This is a genomic window from Pseudoalteromonas sp. TB41 (assembly GCF_000497975.1).
Classification (GTDB): domain Bacteria; phylum Pseudomonadota; class Gammaproteobacteria; order Enterobacterales; family Alteromonadaceae; genus Pseudoalteromonas; species Pseudoalteromonas tetraodonis.
On the sequence record NZ_AUTH01000112.1, the window covers coordinates 1 to 16,627 of the forward strand.

At 38.3% G+C, this 16,627-nt stretch carries 14 protein-coding genes, 3 tRNA genes and 2 pseudogenes; 7 read left to right on the forward strand and 12 right to left on the reverse strand.

Translation table 11 applies throughout. From position 1 onward, the window contains the following. From L641_RS0120525 to L641_RS0120555, 7 genes are all read right to left on the reverse strand, one after another. Positions 1–1,811, reverse strand: a 1,811-nt coding sequence (locus L641_RS0120525; RefSeq protein ID WP_024601026.1) for an efflux RND transporter permease subunit, incomplete at its 3' end; no start/stop codon positions are given. 11 nt (positions 1,812–1,822) lie between these two features. Then, positions 1,823–3,079, reverse strand: coding sequence for an efflux RND transporter periplasmic adaptor subunit (locus L641_RS0120530; protein ID WP_002962258.1), 1,257 nt, complete (start codon positions 3,077–3,079; stop codon positions 1,823–1,825). A gap of 64 nt (positions 3,080–3,143) precedes the next feature. Beyond that, the gene (locus tag L641_RS0120535) at positions 3,144–4,361 is read right to left on the reverse strand and encodes a TolC family protein (protein ID WP_008468875.1); all 1,218 of its coding nucleotides are present in this window, start codon (positions 4,359–4,361) and stop codon (positions 3,144–3,146) included. Between the two features lie 83 nt (positions 4,362–4,444). Next, positions 4,445–4,795 carry a hypothetical protein gene (locus L641_RS0120540; protein WP_004588885.1) on the reverse strand — a complete coding sequence of 117 codons (351 nt, stop codon included), beginning with the start codon at positions 4,793–4,795 and terminating at the stop codon, positions 4,445–4,447. 55 nt (positions 4,796–4,850) lie between these two features. Next, the gene (locus L641_RS0120545) at positions 4,851–5,753 is read right to left on the reverse strand and encodes a cation diffusion facilitator family transporter (protein WP_004588886.1); all 903 of its coding nucleotides are present in this window, start codon (positions 5,751–5,753) and stop codon (positions 4,851–4,853) included. Then, entirely contained in the window at positions 5,740–6,471 is a 732-nt protein-coding gene (locus L641_RS0120550) for a transglutaminase family protein (RefSeq protein ID WP_004588887.1), read from the reverse strand. The genes L641_RS0120545 and L641_RS0120550 overlap by 14 nt, the downstream gene beginning before the upstream one ends. A 55-nt stretch (positions 6,472–6,526) precedes the next feature. Further along, entirely contained in the window at positions 6,527–7,141 is a 615-nt protein-coding gene (locus tag L641_RS0120555; protein WP_004588888.1) for a cation transporter, read from the reverse strand. A 77-nt stretch (positions 7,142–7,218) separates the two neighbouring features. Here L641_RS0120555 and L641_RS0120560 point away from each other — a divergent pair, with 77 nt between their 5' ends. From L641_RS0120560 to gloA, 7 genes and pseudogenes are all read left to right on the forward strand, one after another. After that, positions 7,219–7,608, forward strand: a complete 390-nt coding sequence (locus tag L641_RS0120560) for a Cd(II)/Pb(II)-responsive transcriptional regulator (protein WP_004588889.1) — start codon at positions 7,219–7,221, stop codon at positions 7,606–7,608. A gap of 42 nt (positions 7,609–7,650) precedes the next feature. Beyond that, on the forward strand, positions 7,651–8,028 hold the full coding sequence (locus L641_RS0120565; RefSeq protein ID WP_004588890.1) for a MerR family transcriptional regulator: 378 nt from the start codon (positions 7,651–7,653) through the stop codon (positions 8,026–8,028). A gap of 102 nt (positions 8,029–8,130) precedes the next feature. After that, positions 8,131–8,373, forward strand: a pseudogene (locus L641_RS23695) (MerC family mercury resistance protein); the annotation flags it as partial. A 152-nt stretch (positions 8,374–8,525) separates the two neighbouring features. Continuing rightward, positions 8,526–8,724: pseudogene (locus L641_RS23700) on the forward strand (endonuclease III); the annotation flags it as partial. Between the two features lie 220 nt (positions 8,725–8,944). Further along, complete coding sequence (locus L641_RS0120575) at positions 8,945–10,855, forward strand: aminotransferase class V-fold PLP-dependent enzyme (RefSeq protein ID WP_024602988.1); 1,911 nt, start codon at positions 8,945–8,947, stop codon at positions 10,853–10,855. Positions 10,856–10,974: 119 nt separating this feature from the next. After that, positions 10,975–12,006 carry a serine hydrolase domain-containing protein gene (locus tag L641_RS0120580; RefSeq protein ID WP_024602989.1) on the forward strand — a complete coding sequence of 344 codons (1,032 nt, stop codon included), beginning with the start codon at positions 10,975–10,977 and terminating at the stop codon, positions 12,004–12,006. Positions 12,007–12,060: 54 nt separating this feature from the next. Beyond that, positions 12,061–12,462, forward strand: a complete 402-nt coding sequence (gene gloA / locus L641_RS0120585) for a lactoylglutathione lyase (RefSeq protein WP_024602990.1) — start codon at positions 12,061–12,063, stop codon at positions 12,460–12,462. A 90-nt stretch (positions 12,463–12,552) separates the two neighbouring features. Here the strand turns inward: gloA and L641_RS0120590 are convergent, their stop codons facing one another. The 5 genes from L641_RS0120590 to L641_RS0120610 all read right to left on the reverse strand — a co-directional run bounded on the left by L641_RS0120590 (position 12,553) and on the right by L641_RS0120610 (position 16,627). Beyond that, positions 12,553–12,819 (reverse strand): DksA/TraR family C4-type zinc finger protein, encoded by a 267-nt coding sequence (locus L641_RS0120590; protein WP_024602991.1) that lies wholly within the window; start codon positions 12,817–12,819, stop codon positions 12,553–12,555. Between the two features lie 245 nt (positions 12,820–13,064). Continuing rightward, positions 13,065–15,932 (reverse strand): pitrilysin family protein, encoded by a 2,868-nt coding sequence (locus L641_RS0120595; RefSeq protein ID WP_016900426.1) that lies wholly within the window; start codon positions 15,930–15,932, stop codon positions 13,065–13,067. A gap of 281 nt (positions 15,933–16,213) precedes the next feature. Beyond that, positions 16,214–16,289, reverse strand: a tRNA-Glu gene (locus L641_RS0120600). Between the two features lie 93 nt (positions 16,290–16,382). Continuing rightward, positions 16,383–16,458: transfer RNA gene (locus L641_RS0120605), tRNA-Glu, on the reverse strand. Positions 16,459–16,551: 93 nt separating this feature from the next. Next, a tRNA-Glu gene (locus tag L641_RS0120610) sits at positions 16,552–16,627 on the reverse strand.

The following is a 16,627-nucleotide window of genomic DNA, read 5'->3' on the forward strand; positions in this document are numbered from 1 at the left end:
AGCGTTGCTCTTAAGTTTATCGTCCCTTCTTCTAACTCAGGTACAAATTCAGTACCAATTAATGGAACTAATGCAAAGGCAGAGAAAACTAATATAAGTGCGGCTGAAATGACTAATTTGGTGCGTTTTAGTGCGAATGTAAGCCCTTTTCTGTAGAGTTTGTCTAATGGCCTAAGAACAAAGCTTTCCCTCTCTTTTACACCTGACTTAAATAAATAAGTAGCTAAAGCGGGTACAACAAACAACGCAACCACAATAGCAGATATAACAGCTAAAATGATGCTTATTGCCATAGGTTGAAATAACTTTGCCTCAACACCTTCAAAGCTAAATAAAGGCGTAAATACGACTAAAATAATAGAAGCTGCAAAAAATACGGGACGAGCCACTTCTTTACCCGCATTTTGAAGACGTAACTTAATACCATGCTCATCTTGTTCTACATCATGTGGATCAGTATCAGCACTAGGCACTCTTTCTTTTACAGTTTTTAAATGGGTAGAGTCTGGTCTATTTAAATGCTTAAACATGTTTTCAACCATCACGACTGAACCATCAACTAGCATACCAATGGCTACGGCAATGCCACCCAATGACATAAGGTTTGCAGAAATGCCCCACCAAGCCATGATCATTAACGCGATACCAATTGAAATTGGAATAGATATTAGGACAAGGAAGGTTGCACGTATATTCATTAAAAATAGTGCTAATACAATACAGATGAAAATAAATGCTAGTAATAGTGCATCAACTACTGTATCAACGGCTTTTTCAATCAAATCAGCCTGATCATAAAATGGTTCAAAGCGAACACCTTTAGGCAATGCTTGATTAATTAATGGGATTCTTGCATTGATACCATCAATGGTGGCTTTAGTATTAGACCCCATGCGTTTTAAGACAATGCCAGAGACAACTTCACCTAAATTTTCGACTTTACCGTCTTCGGTTTTGCGCGTCATTGTGACAGCACCTTGACGAATTTCACTGCCCATTTCAACTTTAGCAATATCCGAAACCGTCACAACTGTCCCATCAACTGTTTTGACGGGAACTTGTTTGATATTACTAATACCAGCGTCACCACTTTCAAACCAACCTGCACCTCTAATAACAAGCTGCTCTTGCCCACGGTTCATATACCATCCGCCAACATTGGCATTGTTGTTATCTAGGGCACCAACAACGTCTTCTTGCGTTAGGTTATAAGAAAGAAGCTTAGATGGATCTACATTTACTTGGTACTGCCTAACAATACCTCCAAAGGAGAGTACATCAGTAACACCATCGACAGGCATAACGAGTAATTTTACTACCCAATCATTGAGACTCCTGAGTGCCATAGCATCATAGCCTGCATCTTTATCTGAAATAAGAAGGTACTGAAATACTTGGCCTAGCCCTGAGGTGTTTGGCCCCATTTCGGGTGTGCCGACACCTTCTGGTATCAGTTCTTTTGCGGCTTGAAGACGCTCAAATACAAGTTGTCTTGCAAAGTAAATGTCGGTGCCTTCTTTGAAAACAACCGTGACGCCAGACAAGCCTGTTTTAGAAATTGAGCGCACTTGTTCTACATCAGGTAAGGCATACATGACCGCTTCAATGGGGTACGTAATGAGTTGTTCAACTTCTTCAGCAGCTAGTCCTGGCGCTTCAGTATTTACAGCAACTTGAACATTAGTAACATCAGGAAAGGCATCTAAATTTAGTTTTGGTATAACCATAATTGCGCCGACAATTGTGGCAAACAGCGCAATCAAAATCAGGAGTCTATTATTAACAGACCAATCTATTATTTTATTAAACATAGTCTTGCTCCTTAGTGGTTATGCGGATCAAATCCGCCTTTAGCGATTTCAGAAGCAACAAAAAATGCGCCTTTGGTTACAATTCGCGTCCCACTATCAAGGCCAATGATTTCCCTAAAATCACCTAAGGCTCGGCCTAGTTCTACTTCTACAGCTTTAAATTCTCCAGGGTGGTCTTCGACAAATACGGTCCAATCACCATCTGCGCTGCGGATCAATGCTTCTTCTGGCACAGCCATCACTTTCTGCTTTGTGGCAAACTGAAAGTAAACTTTTACAAACATACCTGAATGAAGGTTATCATCAGCATTCTGTACCCCCAATCTAATAATTCTTGTACGAGTTACGGGATCAATTGTATGGGCTTCTTGGATAACTTTGGCATTGTAACTCTGGCCTTCTAATTTAAGTACCGCAGGAGAATCAATTGATAAATTTAGCTTTTTATTTGGAGAAACTTTTGCTTCAACCCATAGTTGTTTTTCATCAGCTAACAACATGACTGAATCCCCAGCATCAACACGTTGCCCTTGGATAAAGTCGTCTTGAAGCACGACACCTTCACGGTGCGCCGTTAATGCATATTGCCCAAATGCTTTAATGTCTTTGTTAGAAATACCATTTATTGCTTTTTCAGTTAACCCTAAAGCAATGAGCTTGCCATAGCTCGCATTGTATGTTGTTTCAGCTTGTAATAATCGACTTTCACTCACCGTCTTATTACCCAGCTTTTTTACACGTTGCCATTCGGTTGAAGCGATTAAATAGTCAGCTTGTGCTTGTGCCATTGCTTCACTAAATAATGTAACTAACTTCTGACCTATTTCTACATACTCGCCAAGCGCTGCATGGCGACTGATAATGACTGACTCTGTACGTGGTGATACCACATAACTTTTATAGCCATTAGCTTTTATTTCGCCAGGTGCATATACGGAGCTAAATTGATATTCAGGCTTAACACTTTCCACTTTAATGTTAGCAAGCGACATCTTCTTTGGATCAATAGTGATACCTTCTTCATGTCCTTCTTCTCCCTCTTTATTACCACCTTCATGGCCGTGCTCGTCATGGTCACCTTTATCTTCTTCATGTCCCTTTTCGTGTTCATGCTCATCTTGATGTTCTTTTTCTTCTTGTTTCGAAACGTTTGTGACAGAACCAGTTCCATCTGACGACTGTGCAAAAGCATCATGATTTGTAGTAAACCCAACTAACAGGCAGCTAATTACTACGGCTAAAAATTTTTTACTAATTACTGTATTCATTTTTGTAACCTATATTTTTAATAAATTTAAGATTTCGTTTTTCGCTACTGAAAAAACAAAGCGCTCAAATCTCAAATTTGGATAACTGACCCATACTTAAAATGAAGGATATTTCTGCAAGCTTGAATTGATTTTCCAAACGTATTCCTGCATGAAGCCCTTCCGCACGTTGATTTAATGCAAGTAAGTAGTCAGAAGTATTAATGTCACCAGCTTCCCAGCGCTTATTTAATAAGTTTTCGCTGCTATCTAATCTGCCTTTTGTCAGTTTTTGCCATTGCTCATAATATTTTTTACTGACAATAAGCGATTCATAATTAGCTTTTGCTTCAAATGACTGCTTTCGATAAACCGACCGAAAGTTAGCCTCTGCTGCAATTGCTTCTGAATAAGCGGCTTTAACAGTATCTGAATAGTTATTTCTGATATTTAAAGGCATTGAGAAAGTCACGCCAATCAAGTCTTCATCTCCACTTTTCCCTGCGTTAACTCCAATGGTTGGATTGGCTTTAGATTCCATAGTGGTTAGTTGAGCTTTAGATTGTTTTATCTTCCATTGCGCTCTAGCGAGTTTAACTTTTGGATGTTCCTCAACCCACTGAGAGTTAAATGAATAGTTTGTTGCTCCAAAAGTAAATGAAAACAAATTGGTAGTATTAGGCGTCCAATCAGGCAATAACTCCTGAACATTTACCTCTGCATTTTTCAAAGCAATTTGCGACTCAGATATTTCACTGAAAACTTGGGACAAGTTTAAATAAACCAGTTCAGCGTCAAGTGGCTCTAAAAGTCCTGCTTTTCGCTTATCTTCAATAATTCCAACGAGCGTTTGTAATTGATTTTCTCTTACTGAAAGTAACTGAGCCACCTTTTTTGCTGCTTGCCAATTAACTATTGCAGTTAAAGCGTTAGCCTTTTTAGAATCGAGTAGAGATAACAATTGTTGCTGGTTTGCATAAACACCAATTTCACCAATGCTTTTATTTGCTGATTGCTTATCCCAAAAATCAATCGTTTGACTGATACCAATAGAATAATTATCAAAATCACCCTCTTTTTCATAGCTTGCTTCAAGCTCTGGGTTATATACGGCTTTAGTTAAGCTCTTGGCTCTATGATTACTTGCATTAAGTAACTCTTTAGCCGCAACAACTTCGGGATCTTTATTTATTTGACTATCTAGCCATGAAATACTTTTCTGTTTGGCATAAGTGGCAACTGAAAAACTCACAGCCATACATAAAGACAGGACTAAACCTGCATTTTTTAAATATATATACATAAAAATTCTTAATTTTAAAATTAATAAACACGAAACCTTTATCCATTATTAAAGGATAAATAGGTCATTAAAAATTAATCTAATTAAGAAATGGGCGGACGAAGTATCGCTTCAAGAAAGGTACTTGTTTGATCAATTTGATAAGGCGTTTTATTGATAATGTTTAGTTTGCCCGTGGTATTTGAATTACTGACTAAAATCCAAGATAAGTGGCTGCCACTGCAATGTCCGCAGTGATGACAATCTTTTTCATTATGCTGCTCATCACCTACATTATCATTTGAGACATTTCGATCATCTGCATGATCATGTTGAATTTGAAGGTGCTCTATATCTATTTGGTGATTCTCAGGTGTTGCGGATACAACAGCAGTTAACGATTGCAAAACAATCGAAACGACTAATAGTATTTTTAACGCAACATTGAATTTCAAAATAAACACCTACTTAAATATGAAAAATTATAATATCAAAAAAAGGTTTTCTAAACTAGCCATGCGCATGTTTTTCATGCTCGTCACGGCAAGTTTCTTGAGGAAACTCAAACTCAATGGTTGTATGAGATAAATTATAAGAAGAAAGTTCCTTAGCCACTTGTTGTTTTAGCCTAATTAATTTATCAACCTCAAAGTTATGGGCTAACTCTAGGTGAGCAGTTAATACGTGACTTTCCCCGTCTAATGACCAAAAGTGCATATGATGAATCCCATTAATTTCAGGTATAGCCTTTATCGCTTTTTCAATATTATTCTGCACTTCTTCATCAGGTGTAGCTTGAAGAAATAGTGCCAATGTTGTTTTCAGGTTTTTCAAAACGTTAAACAATATAAACAGTGTAAAGCCTATAGAAAGCAAAGGATCTAATATTGGTAGATCTACAAAAAGCAGCACGATAGAAACAATTAGGACTGCAACCCAGCCAAGTACGTCTTCAAGCAAATGCCACGTAAGTACTTTTTCGTTCAGCGTTTTACCCGCTTTTAGTTTAAATACTGCATACCCATTAACAGCAACCCCAAGTAATGCAAGACCCAACATTCCTTCAGCCATTGGCATTTCAGGATTAGATAATCTTGGTATTGCTTCAAATAGCACCCAGACAGAACCAATAACTAATACAATACTGTTAATTAATGCGCCAAACAGGGTAAGACGACGATAGCCATAGCTAAATCTATCGGATGCTTCTTTATCCGAGAAACGACTCAGTATCCAAGCGAATCCTATAGATAAACTGTCACCCAGGTCATGTACAGCATCAGCCATAATAGCGGTACTGTTGGTTAGCCAACCACCAATAAATTCGATAATAGTAAATGAAACATTAAGGAAAAATGTCCAACCTATACGGTCGTCTTTTCCATGCGAATGGCTATGGCTATGATTGTGCATTTTCCACCTCAAGAACTTTTAAATTTCTTACATTGACTACGTTAAAATTGATAAAGTGACGGATCACTCGTTGATACATCCAACGTTTGATTCCTGATAAGTTAGTTCCTTTTTCGAGATAAAACTCATCAGGGGAATTATAAACACCAAAATCATCATGAATACCTTCTTTTTGTATATAGGTATCTTGACCACGCCAATCTGTATCTGGCGAAGAGAAACACTTTGTTGCAACACCATAACCACAAAATTCGTTTTTTATTTGACTAAATTTGTGCTGTAGTGAACTTAAATATTGTTCATCTAATATAAAGCCTTCTAAGTTTATCCAACGATCCTTGAAATAAACTTCAATCCAACTATGAATGATATATTTAGGTGCTAACCAAAATACATAAGTTGGAATAGCTCCTTTTTGTAATCGCTGCTCAATAGTAAAGCCGTGAAAACGACATTGAATACCTAATCCTCGTAACAAAGCCATCAGCAAGTTACCCTTGGTATTGCATTGTCCGTAACCATCGGCTAAAACACTGCTTGCTGAAATATCATCACTCTCATTGTAACCAAATAATATTTCATCTTTAACAAATTGGTAGGCTGCACCAATTTTGTTGAAGTCATCGAGTTCTTGCCAATTACGCTCAGAAATTAATGATTGAATTGTAGAGTGTTCAAAATTTACTATCTTGGTTTTTTCTAGATATTTGCTATTCATTGATGTTTCCTTACTTTGAACAACCAAAGGTTGATTGTTTATCTTCATTTGGTGTTTAACGTGTTTTCTCAGCAACAGCTAATTCTTGTTTAGCATCGCTTAGTATTCGGTAAGCGCCTCGAAGAATTAACATTGAAATGATGCTACCAATGACGATATCAGGCCAACGCTGTTTCAGCACCATAACGAGTATGCCTGCGATAACGACACCAAGATTTGCAATTACATCATTCGCTGAAAATATCCAGCTAGCTCTCATATGTACTTCATCGTTGTTGTGCTTTCGAATAAGGATGAGACAAATCACATTTGCAACTAAAGCAACCATGCCTACGCCAATCATAAACCAAGAGTGAGGCTCACTTTCACCATACAGCCTTCTAGCAATATCCATTAGAATTAGCACGCCTAACCCCAGTTGGAAATAGCCACTCACTAAAGCAGCATTAGCCTTATGTTGGATTGACTTTCCCACCGCGTATAGTGCAATTGCATAGACGATTGCATCCGCTAGCATGTCTAACGAATCTGCAATTAAAGCCGTTGATTCTGATAACCAACCAAAGCCAATTTCAAAAACAAACATCGAGGCATTGATAGCCAGAAGCCAATAAAGCACCGTTTTTTGCTGGTTATCTTTTAGCTCAACTTCACACCCACAATCGCTCATTTTCATCTCCGATTAACTTGTATGCTCTAACTATAAATCCTATAGTGACTATAGGGTCAAGTTTATTTGGAAATTTTATGAAAATTGGTGAGTTATCGAAAACATCGGGGTATTCAGTACAAACCATCCGATATTATGAAAAGGAGGGCTTGCTGTCAGATCCTGATCGCACTGAAGGGAATTTCAGGTTGTATTCTAATAAGGCATTTAAAGAGCTAGAGTTCGTAAAGCATTGTCGAAGTTTAGATATTCCGCTTAATGATATTAAGCGACTCATTGAATTAAAAAACAAGCCAGAGGAGAGTTGCTCTAGTGTAAATGCATTAATTGATCGGCAACTAACTTTAGTTAATCAACGAATGAAGGAATTGAATGCACTCAAAAAAGAGTTAAAACTAATGGCAAGCTCTTGCGGGTCTGACGGTACAATTGAAGTCTGTGGCATTATCAAGTCATTAGATAGTTGAACTAAATATAACTTTAGATTAGTAGTATTCACAAAGGCAATAATGAAAACCATTGGCAAATTAGCACAATCATTAAATTTAAATGTAGAAACCATTCGTTTTTATGAACGAGAAGGACTGATTACACAACCTGAAAAACCAATATCTGGTTATAGACAATATGACGAATCAATAGCAGGACAACTTAGGTTTATCACAAAAGCCAAAGCGCTCGGCTTTACGTTAAGAGAAATAAAATCGCTAATGTCTATGGACAGCAACTGCGCTCAAGTTGAGCTATTAAACCGACAAAAGTTAGCAATCATTCGAGACAAAATTAATGACCTTCAACGTTTAGAGAAAGTAATTGTGGGTATGACAAATACCTGTATGCAAAACGAAGATCCAACACATTGCCCCATAATTGACTCATTAAAATGATTGACTCCGTACTTGTATACGGAGTTTAGAATGATGGTAATATCAACCAATAGACTTTCAAATGATAAATAAAATATTAGACAGAGTAGGCTCTAGTGGCGTTTGGCTAGCGGCACGGCCTGCCTCCCTGCATTAAGGTCACTTGCATCGGCATTAGGACTAGGCTTCTTCTCTCACTTCGAAGGAATAGCTGTAAATACGCTTTTACCTATTTTTGCATCTTTGGAACTATTGGTAAACTTATACAACTGGCACAAAAATAAAAACCATACCAGAGCTGCCTTCAGCATTCTAGGGCCTGTAGCAGTGCTATTAACGCTTTATCCTCTTTGGCTATATGATTGGAGCACATACCTATTTTACTTTGGTATTTGCTTAATGGTCGTTATGTCGGTTTTGGATATCGTAAAACCAGTAAGGGAGCAAACATGCAACGTATGGCTAATTGCCGTCGTTGAAACGATTAACGGTCAATGTCTGCTTTTCGCTCAAAGCAGCTTGCAAAAGAAAGTATTTTCGTTCTACGTTCATTATATTTTGGCTGACCCACAATCGATGTCGACACGCATATTCTCCGTGTATCTAACCGTACTAAACTTGCCATGGGTAAAAATGTGGTAGCTGTTGAGCAAAAACTCGAAAAGTGGCAGTTGTATTATTGAAGACTTGTGTGAGTTTAAAGATAAGGCTGAATAGCCATATGGCGAGTGCTCTTCGATCAATACGTACAATTTCCTAATGCAGGTGCCTAACTTGGCACCTTGCACTTTCTTATACTGCAAATTAATTAAATAAACGCTTATATCTGCACCCGTACTAAAAGCAGTTATAGAACATTTTCAAAGTATTAATTTCACAAGCGTCAATCCTTTAGTTATGCTGTTGAGCATTATGAAATTTTATAACGAGAATTCCTATGCTACCAATACTTCGTATCTTGTTAATTGAGCAAGATCCAGTCACCTTACAAGAGCTTTCAACGAATCTATCGAAGACCATTGTCAATTTTGAGCGAGATGATATTCATATTGATATTATTGAGCGTCTTGAGCTAAAACAAGCGTTGGACATTGTAGAGGAAGATGGTGATATTCAGGCTGTAGTGCTTAGCTGGGATTTGCAAAATAAGGTTGGCGAACGCACTTATAGTCGCTTTATCGAGCAACTAAAGAGGATCCGCCTTGAGTTACCCGTTTATGTTATTGGCGATGATACGAAGGGGCTAGAAATCGTTAATGAGTCGGAGGAGATTGAGTCTTTCTTTTTTAAAGATGAGGTAATTTCTGATCCTGAAGCAATTTTAGGCTATATGATCAACGATTTCGATGACCGCTCAGAGACCCCATTTTGGACTGCGTACCGCCGCTATGTTGGCGAAGCAAACGATTCTTGGCACACACCAGGTCACAGTGGCGGCTCGAGCTTTAGAAATTCTCCTTATATTAAAGATTTTTATCAGTTTTATGGTCGTAATGTGTTCGTGGGCGATCTGTCGGTTTCTGTTGATTCGTTAGGTTCATTGTCAGATAGCACTAATACCATTGGCCGTGCGCAAGAGTCAGCAGCGGCGACGTTTGAAGTCAAGCATACCTATTTCGTTACCAATGGGTCGTCTACCTCAAATAAAATCATCTTGCAGACATTGCTGCGTAAGGGCGATAAAGTGATCATCGACCGCAATTGTCATAAATCTGTGCACTATGGCATTTTGCAATCAGCGAGTTTACCTGTTTATTTGTCGAGTATTTTAAATCCTAAATATGGCATTTTTGCGCCGCCGTCGTTGGCCGATATAAAACAAGCGATAGAACAAAATACCGATGCAAAATTGCTGGTTCTCACCGGTTGTACTTACGATGGCCTACTGAGCGATCTGAAACAGGTGGTCGATTTTGCCCATCAACATGGTATTAAAGTATTTATTGACGAGGCATGGTTTGCTTACTCGCTGTTTCATCCAAGCCTACGATACTATTCCGCCATTCATGCTGGCGCTGACTACGTCACTCATTCGGCGCATAAAGTGGTATCGGCGTTTTCTCAAGCGTCTTATATTCATGTTAACGACCCTGATTTCGATGCTGATTTCTTTCGTGAGATTTACAGTATTTACGCCAGTACATCGCCAAAATATCAGCTTATCGCGTCGCTTGATGTGTGCCAAAAGCAATTAGAGATGGAAGGCTATAAGTTACTCAATGCTTTGTTGAACCATGTGGAAGAATTTAAACAACAGATGGCTTCACTCAAACAAATTAAAGTACTAGGTAAGCAAGACTTTATGGAAATATTTCCGCACTTTAGTGGTGATAACATGGGTCACGATCCGCTAAAAATTCTCATCGACATAAGCGAATTACCTTATTCGTTAAAGGATATTCATAAATACCTGCTGGATGAAATTGGCCTAGAAATAGAAAAATACACTCACAGCACCATCTTAGTGTTACTGACGCTTGGCGGCACGCGCTCAAAAATAATTCGTCTTTATAATGCGCTCAAAAAACTCGACAGCGGTAAAGTCAAGTTGTCAAAATCGACGCGACGATCTCGCTTGCCTGAGAATCTACCAGCCATAGACTTAGCCTGTATTCCAAGTGATGCTTTTTATGGCGAGCGCGAATCTGTGCCTATCGGTAAAAGTAACAACCGTATTTGTGCCGGTTTAGTTACCCCCTATCCGCCAGGTATTCCGCTTTTGGTGCCTGGGCAGCATATTACAGAGGAACACATAGAGTACCTTAAAGAGCTAGCTGGGCAAGGTTTGACTATTCAAGGGAGTTTTGATGGTGAAATCTATGTTCTTAAGGGCAAAGTTAATAAGTAAAGATATACTTTAATACAGTCGAACTCCTTATAACTAAACAGCAATATCACATGATATTGCTGTTTAGTAGAATAAAGAGCTGATCCTCACACTCCAAAAATAAATGAGACCAGAATGCAATGATACAGTTGAAGAACAAAAAGGCGCTCACGCTTCTGCGCGTTGCAGCTCTCATTGTTACTCTTACTAGCATATACATTTTTGCCCCTTGGCAGTTTGCTTTATATTACTTTCACCCACTGCCCGCTAACGTTCAAGCACAAACACAAGAGGCTATTGAACAAGGAATTGATGGCATTATTGTTTACATTCATAAACAAGGACAGCAACCTGAATATTTTGCAAATGGTTGGCATGATCGAGAGCAAAAAATACCCGCATACCCTAATGCACTTTTTAAAATTGGCAGCATTCGAAAGTTATATGATGCAGCAGCTTTAACCAAACTTTCAGCCGCTGGACGTATTGAAATAGATAAAACACTGACTGATTATCTTCCATCATTAATTGGGCGCATTGAAAACGCAGATAAAATTACATTGCGAATGATGGTAAAACACAAAAGTGGCATACCCAATTACACAGACACCGATAATTTCGATTGGTCAATCACCTACCCTGACCCACTTGCATTAGTACTCGATAAACCCGCTGATTTTAGCCCTGATGCTGACTATGGCTATTCTAATACCAATTATTTGTTGCTGCGAAAAATTATGTCAAACGTGCTGGGTTATGATCACAACCAATATATTAAAGATGAAATTTTAACGCCACTGGGCCTAACGCATACGTTTTCATCTGTACATGAAATCAATTTAGTAGATTTGATGAGTGGTTACTACGTAGGTTATGAGAATGATTTTAAAGCACTCGATCAAGGCTATGTGGCAACCGCACAAGATGTAGGCGACTTTATTTTTGCTTTAAACAAAGGCACTTTTTTCGACGAACAAGAGCAAGCTTTGTATGCATCACTTTATAAGTATGAACACACGGGGTGGGTATTAGGGTATTCAAGCATTGCTCGTTATTATAAAGATATCGATACAGTCGTTGTGCAGTTTATAAATACTAATGGCGATGATACTGTGATGCTCACAGAAATAATTTATAATCGGATTATTGATATTGTAACTGCGCAACAATAGTAGTTAAAACTAGCTGCGTTATAAAAATTTATATGAATTTTAAAGAGGATTTAAATGCGTTTACTACACACCATGTTACGGGTTGCAGATCTAGATAAATCAATTGCGTTTTATACTCAAGTACTTGGTATGAAAGAGTTACGCCGTGCTGATAACGAAGAGTACCGCTATACCCTCGCCTTTGTAGGCTACGGTGATGAAACTGACACAACAGTGCTTGAACTGACCTATAACTGGGATACCGACAGCTATGATTTAGGCAATGCCTATGGTCATATCGCGATTGAGTTTGATGATATCTATAAAGCCTGTGCTGATATCAAGGCCGCTGGCGGTAACGTAAGCCGTGAACCAGGTCCAGTAAAGGGTGGCACAACAGAAATAGCGTTTGTAAAAGATCCAGATGGCTACTCAATTGAACTTATTCAGAAAAAAGAAAATATGAATAAATTTTAGTAAATATATTTAATAGGTTTACTAAGCGGCTTTTTAATTATTTAAGCTTAACTCTGATACAATTTTAAAAAAGGTGCTGTATGCACCTTTTTATCGTAACTGACTGTCTTTACTGCCACGCCGATTAAGCCCTTTAGAAAGTGCGCCTTTACCTTCTAGTTCAACTTGGCAGCTTACACAATACTTAACACCTGGTAACGCAAGTCTTCGTGCCTGTGGTATTGGTTCATCACATTCTTCACATAGCTCGGCACTGGCTCCAGAAACTAAGTTACTTCTAGCATATTGCACAGCATCATTAACGCTGGCGTCGATTTGATCTTGAATTGCACCATCGCGTGCCCATCCACTTGCCATAAATCCTCCTAATAAGGTTGGATGTTTAAATTTATGTTACCAAATTGAATCTTTATAAGTACTGAATGATAAAGCTAGGAATGTGATGTTCTTTGAAGGCTAAAGCTGCAAAATTATATCTTAAGGAAAGGCGCTGTAGTTGTTCCTTGTAATCTATTTTCACAGAAAGTTTAAAACGCCCTACAATTAGGCAAAAAAAAGCAGCTAAAAAAACTGCTTTATAATTCTAATTATTTATTTAAATATTAAAGGCTATAATCAATAACCTTCATGCCTAATTTTTCAAGCTCTGGACGAAGTGTTTTAGCATCACCCACTACTAAATAAATCATATCTTTAGTATTTAAGTGTTTTTTAGCTAAGGCGTTAACTTCTTCTTTGCTAATATTGCTAACAATCTCATTTCTTTCTTTTACAAAGCTAGGTTTTAAATCGAACTCTAATATTTGTGCTAAAAAGCCAAGTTTTGCATTAGGCGTTTCGTATTTAAGCGCATCTTTTTGATTGATGGCTTTACGCATAAACATAAGCTCTTCGTCAGTGACACCGTTTTGAGCATAGTTATTAAGCTCATTAGTAAACTCTGTAATAGACGCTGCAGTAGAGTCGGCTCTCACCGCTGCAGAGGCTGTAAAGCCACCTGATGTTTTGTCACCCCAAAAACGAGAGCGAGCACCGTAAGTGTAGCCTTTATCCTCTCGTAAATTTAGATTGATACGACTGTTAAAAGTGCCACCAAATGCAAAGTTCATTAAGTTAGCTTTAAAAAACTCACCTGTAATGTCTTCAACCATATCGCGTTTACCAATACGAATTTCTGATTGAGGAGCGTCTGGTTTATCAACCAAATAAATGACATTAGTTTCGACTTTAGGTTCGCTGAAATCAACGGCAATTGGGCTCGATTTACCTTGCCAGTTTGCAAGTGCAGCTTTAACTTTTGGCTCAATTGTTGACTCTTTTAAATCAGAAACAATAATGACTTGCGCGCCCTGTGGTTTAAAGTTTGCGTTATAAAAAGCTTTAACGTCATCTAATGTAATAGCCTCAATACTATTAAGCGTTCCAGTACTTGGAAGTGCAGCTATATTGTCGCCATATAGTAATTTGCTATATGTATTAGATGCTAAATAACCTGCATCCTTCATTGAATGTTGAATATTTTGAATGATTTGCTTTTTATTACGCTCAAAGTCATCGGCATTGAATGATGGTTTAAATAACTTCTCTTCAACAAGCTTTAGCGTTGCATCTACATTTTTGGTTAAGCTAGAAACATACACATTAGTATGTGTTTTATCAGCGTATATGTTTACCTGGCTACCCAGTTTTTCAAGCGCATTACTCATTTGCTCCGTAGTGTAGTTTTGCGTTGACTCGCTCATTAACGATGCAGTCATTGACGATAAACCCACTTTACCAGCTTGCTCATTATACAAGCCACCCGGAACTTTAATAAAAATAGCAGTAGTTGGCGTTTCTATACTTTGAGTACCTAATATTTTAATACCGTTTTCGGTCTTAGTTTGCCAAAGAGTAGGAACATCAACAGCAGGATTAGCGCCGGCCTCTGGATGAACACTTCGGTCAAATGTATCAACAGCTCTTCGTGCCACTAAATCATCAGCTGAAGTTGTAGATGGACCTCCAAAATCATACGCTTTAGGAGTAAAGTTGTCTGGGGCAGCTATAAGTTGAGTTTGGCCTTCTGGCACAACACTCATAATAACGGCAGACTTACCTTTGATATATTGATTAAAAACACGCATAACATCGGCTTTTGTAACTTTGTTATAACGTGCAATCTCATCTTTAGCTGAGTTTGGGTTACCTGTGAACGTTTCAGATGCGGCTAGTTGAGAGACTTTTCCTGATACGCTTTGCAGACCAAAAATTGCACCTGACTCTATTTTAGCTTTTACTTTATCTAAATCATCTTGTGTAACACCACGCTTTTCAAATTCAGTAAATGAATCACGAATGATTTTTTCCATATCAGCTAACGTTTTTCCTGCTGTAGGATTAGGTAAAGCATAAAGGCTAATTGAGCATGCTAACTCTTGGCATGGATGATTTGCACTTGCTTGAACAGCAAGTTGAGTTTTAACTAGGTTTTTGTATAGTAGTGAATTATTACCTCCACCTAGTATTTCAGCAAGTATATCAAGAGGTGCTTCATCTTCAGAGCGAGCATAAGTCGTTGGGAAACTCATACTTAATAAAGGTAAGTGAACCTTATCTTCCATTGAAATATATCTATCGGCATCTAGTGTTACCGCTGTTTTTTCAACTTTAGGTATTGTAGGACCTTTTGGTATTGGTGCAAAGTATTTAGTAACTAATGGTAGTATTTCATTAGCGTTGATGTCGCCACCAATAGTAAGCGTTGCATTATTTGGTCCGTACCATTTTAAAAAGAATGCTTTTAAGTCATTTACATTTACGCGATTTAAATCGTCCATAAAACCAATTACAGGCCATGAATATGGATGGCCATCTGGATACATAGCTTGAGCAACACGCTCACCTAAACGACCATAAGGGCGATTATCAACACGTTGGCCGCGCTCATTTTTTACTGTTTCGCGTTGTACTTCAAATTTTTCTTGGGTTACAGCATCGAGTAAAAAGCCCATTCGGTCAGCTTCTAGCCACAACATCTTTTCTAATTGATTTACAGGTACTGTTTCAAAATAATTTGTTCTATCTGAGTTAGTAGTACCATTTAAAGTACCGCCTGCTTCAGATATTATTTTAAAATGTTCCTCATCAGCAACATTTTCTGAACCTTGAAACATCATATGCTCAAAAAAGTGAGCAAAGCCTGACTTACCCAACTCCTCGCGAGCAGAACCAACGTGGTATGTTACATCAACGTGTACTAAGGGATCTGAATGATCCTCATGTACAATTACAGTTAAACCGTTATCTAGTTTGTATTTTTTATACGGTATGTTGATTTCGCCTGCATTAGATTCCACTGATTCAATAAGTGTAACGCCAGGAATTGATGTTTCTGTAACAATATTTTTATCAACAGCTTGAGTTGAGCTATTACATGCAGCTAACCCTGATGCAAGTAAAACAGCAAGTGCAATTTTTGTGAGTTTCATTTTTTAGTCCATATTTAAATTAACTCTATGAGTTTAAAGACTAATTAAAAGTACAACAAGGAATATGGAGTGATTACAGCTTTGGTTTTGTAACAAAGTGTGAATAGAATGATATGAATATGAAGTATGAAATGAGGGTATTAATTTGTAGTTTTATTCTAATAACACTGCACGTCCTATCTAAGTAGTAAATGACATAGCTAAGAGATTGATACTCTTGATAACATCGTGCAAAAAGAGTGTTATGTAACTCTGCTTTATACAATACTTAAAATAGTAAGTGGCGTCCCCAAGGGGATTCGAACCCCTGTTACCGCCGTGAAAGGGCGGTGTCCTAGGCCTCTAGACGATGGGGACACAGAATATGTGTCACTAGGACAACTGAATGGTTTGACTCGTTTCAGGCGAGCTGCTCAATAACACTTCACTTCCCTATTTAAAATAGGTAAGTGGCGTCCCCAAGGGGATTCGAACCCCTGTTACCGCCGTGAAAGGGCGGTGTCCTAGGCCTCTAGACGATGGGGACACAGAATATGTGTCACTAGGACAACTGAATGGTTTAACTCGTTTCAGGCGAGCTGCTCAATAACACTTCACTTCCCTATTTAAAATAAGTAAGTGGCGTCCCCAAGGGGATTCGAACCCCTGTTACCGCCGTGAAAGGGCGGTGTCCTAGGCCTCTAGACGATGGGGAC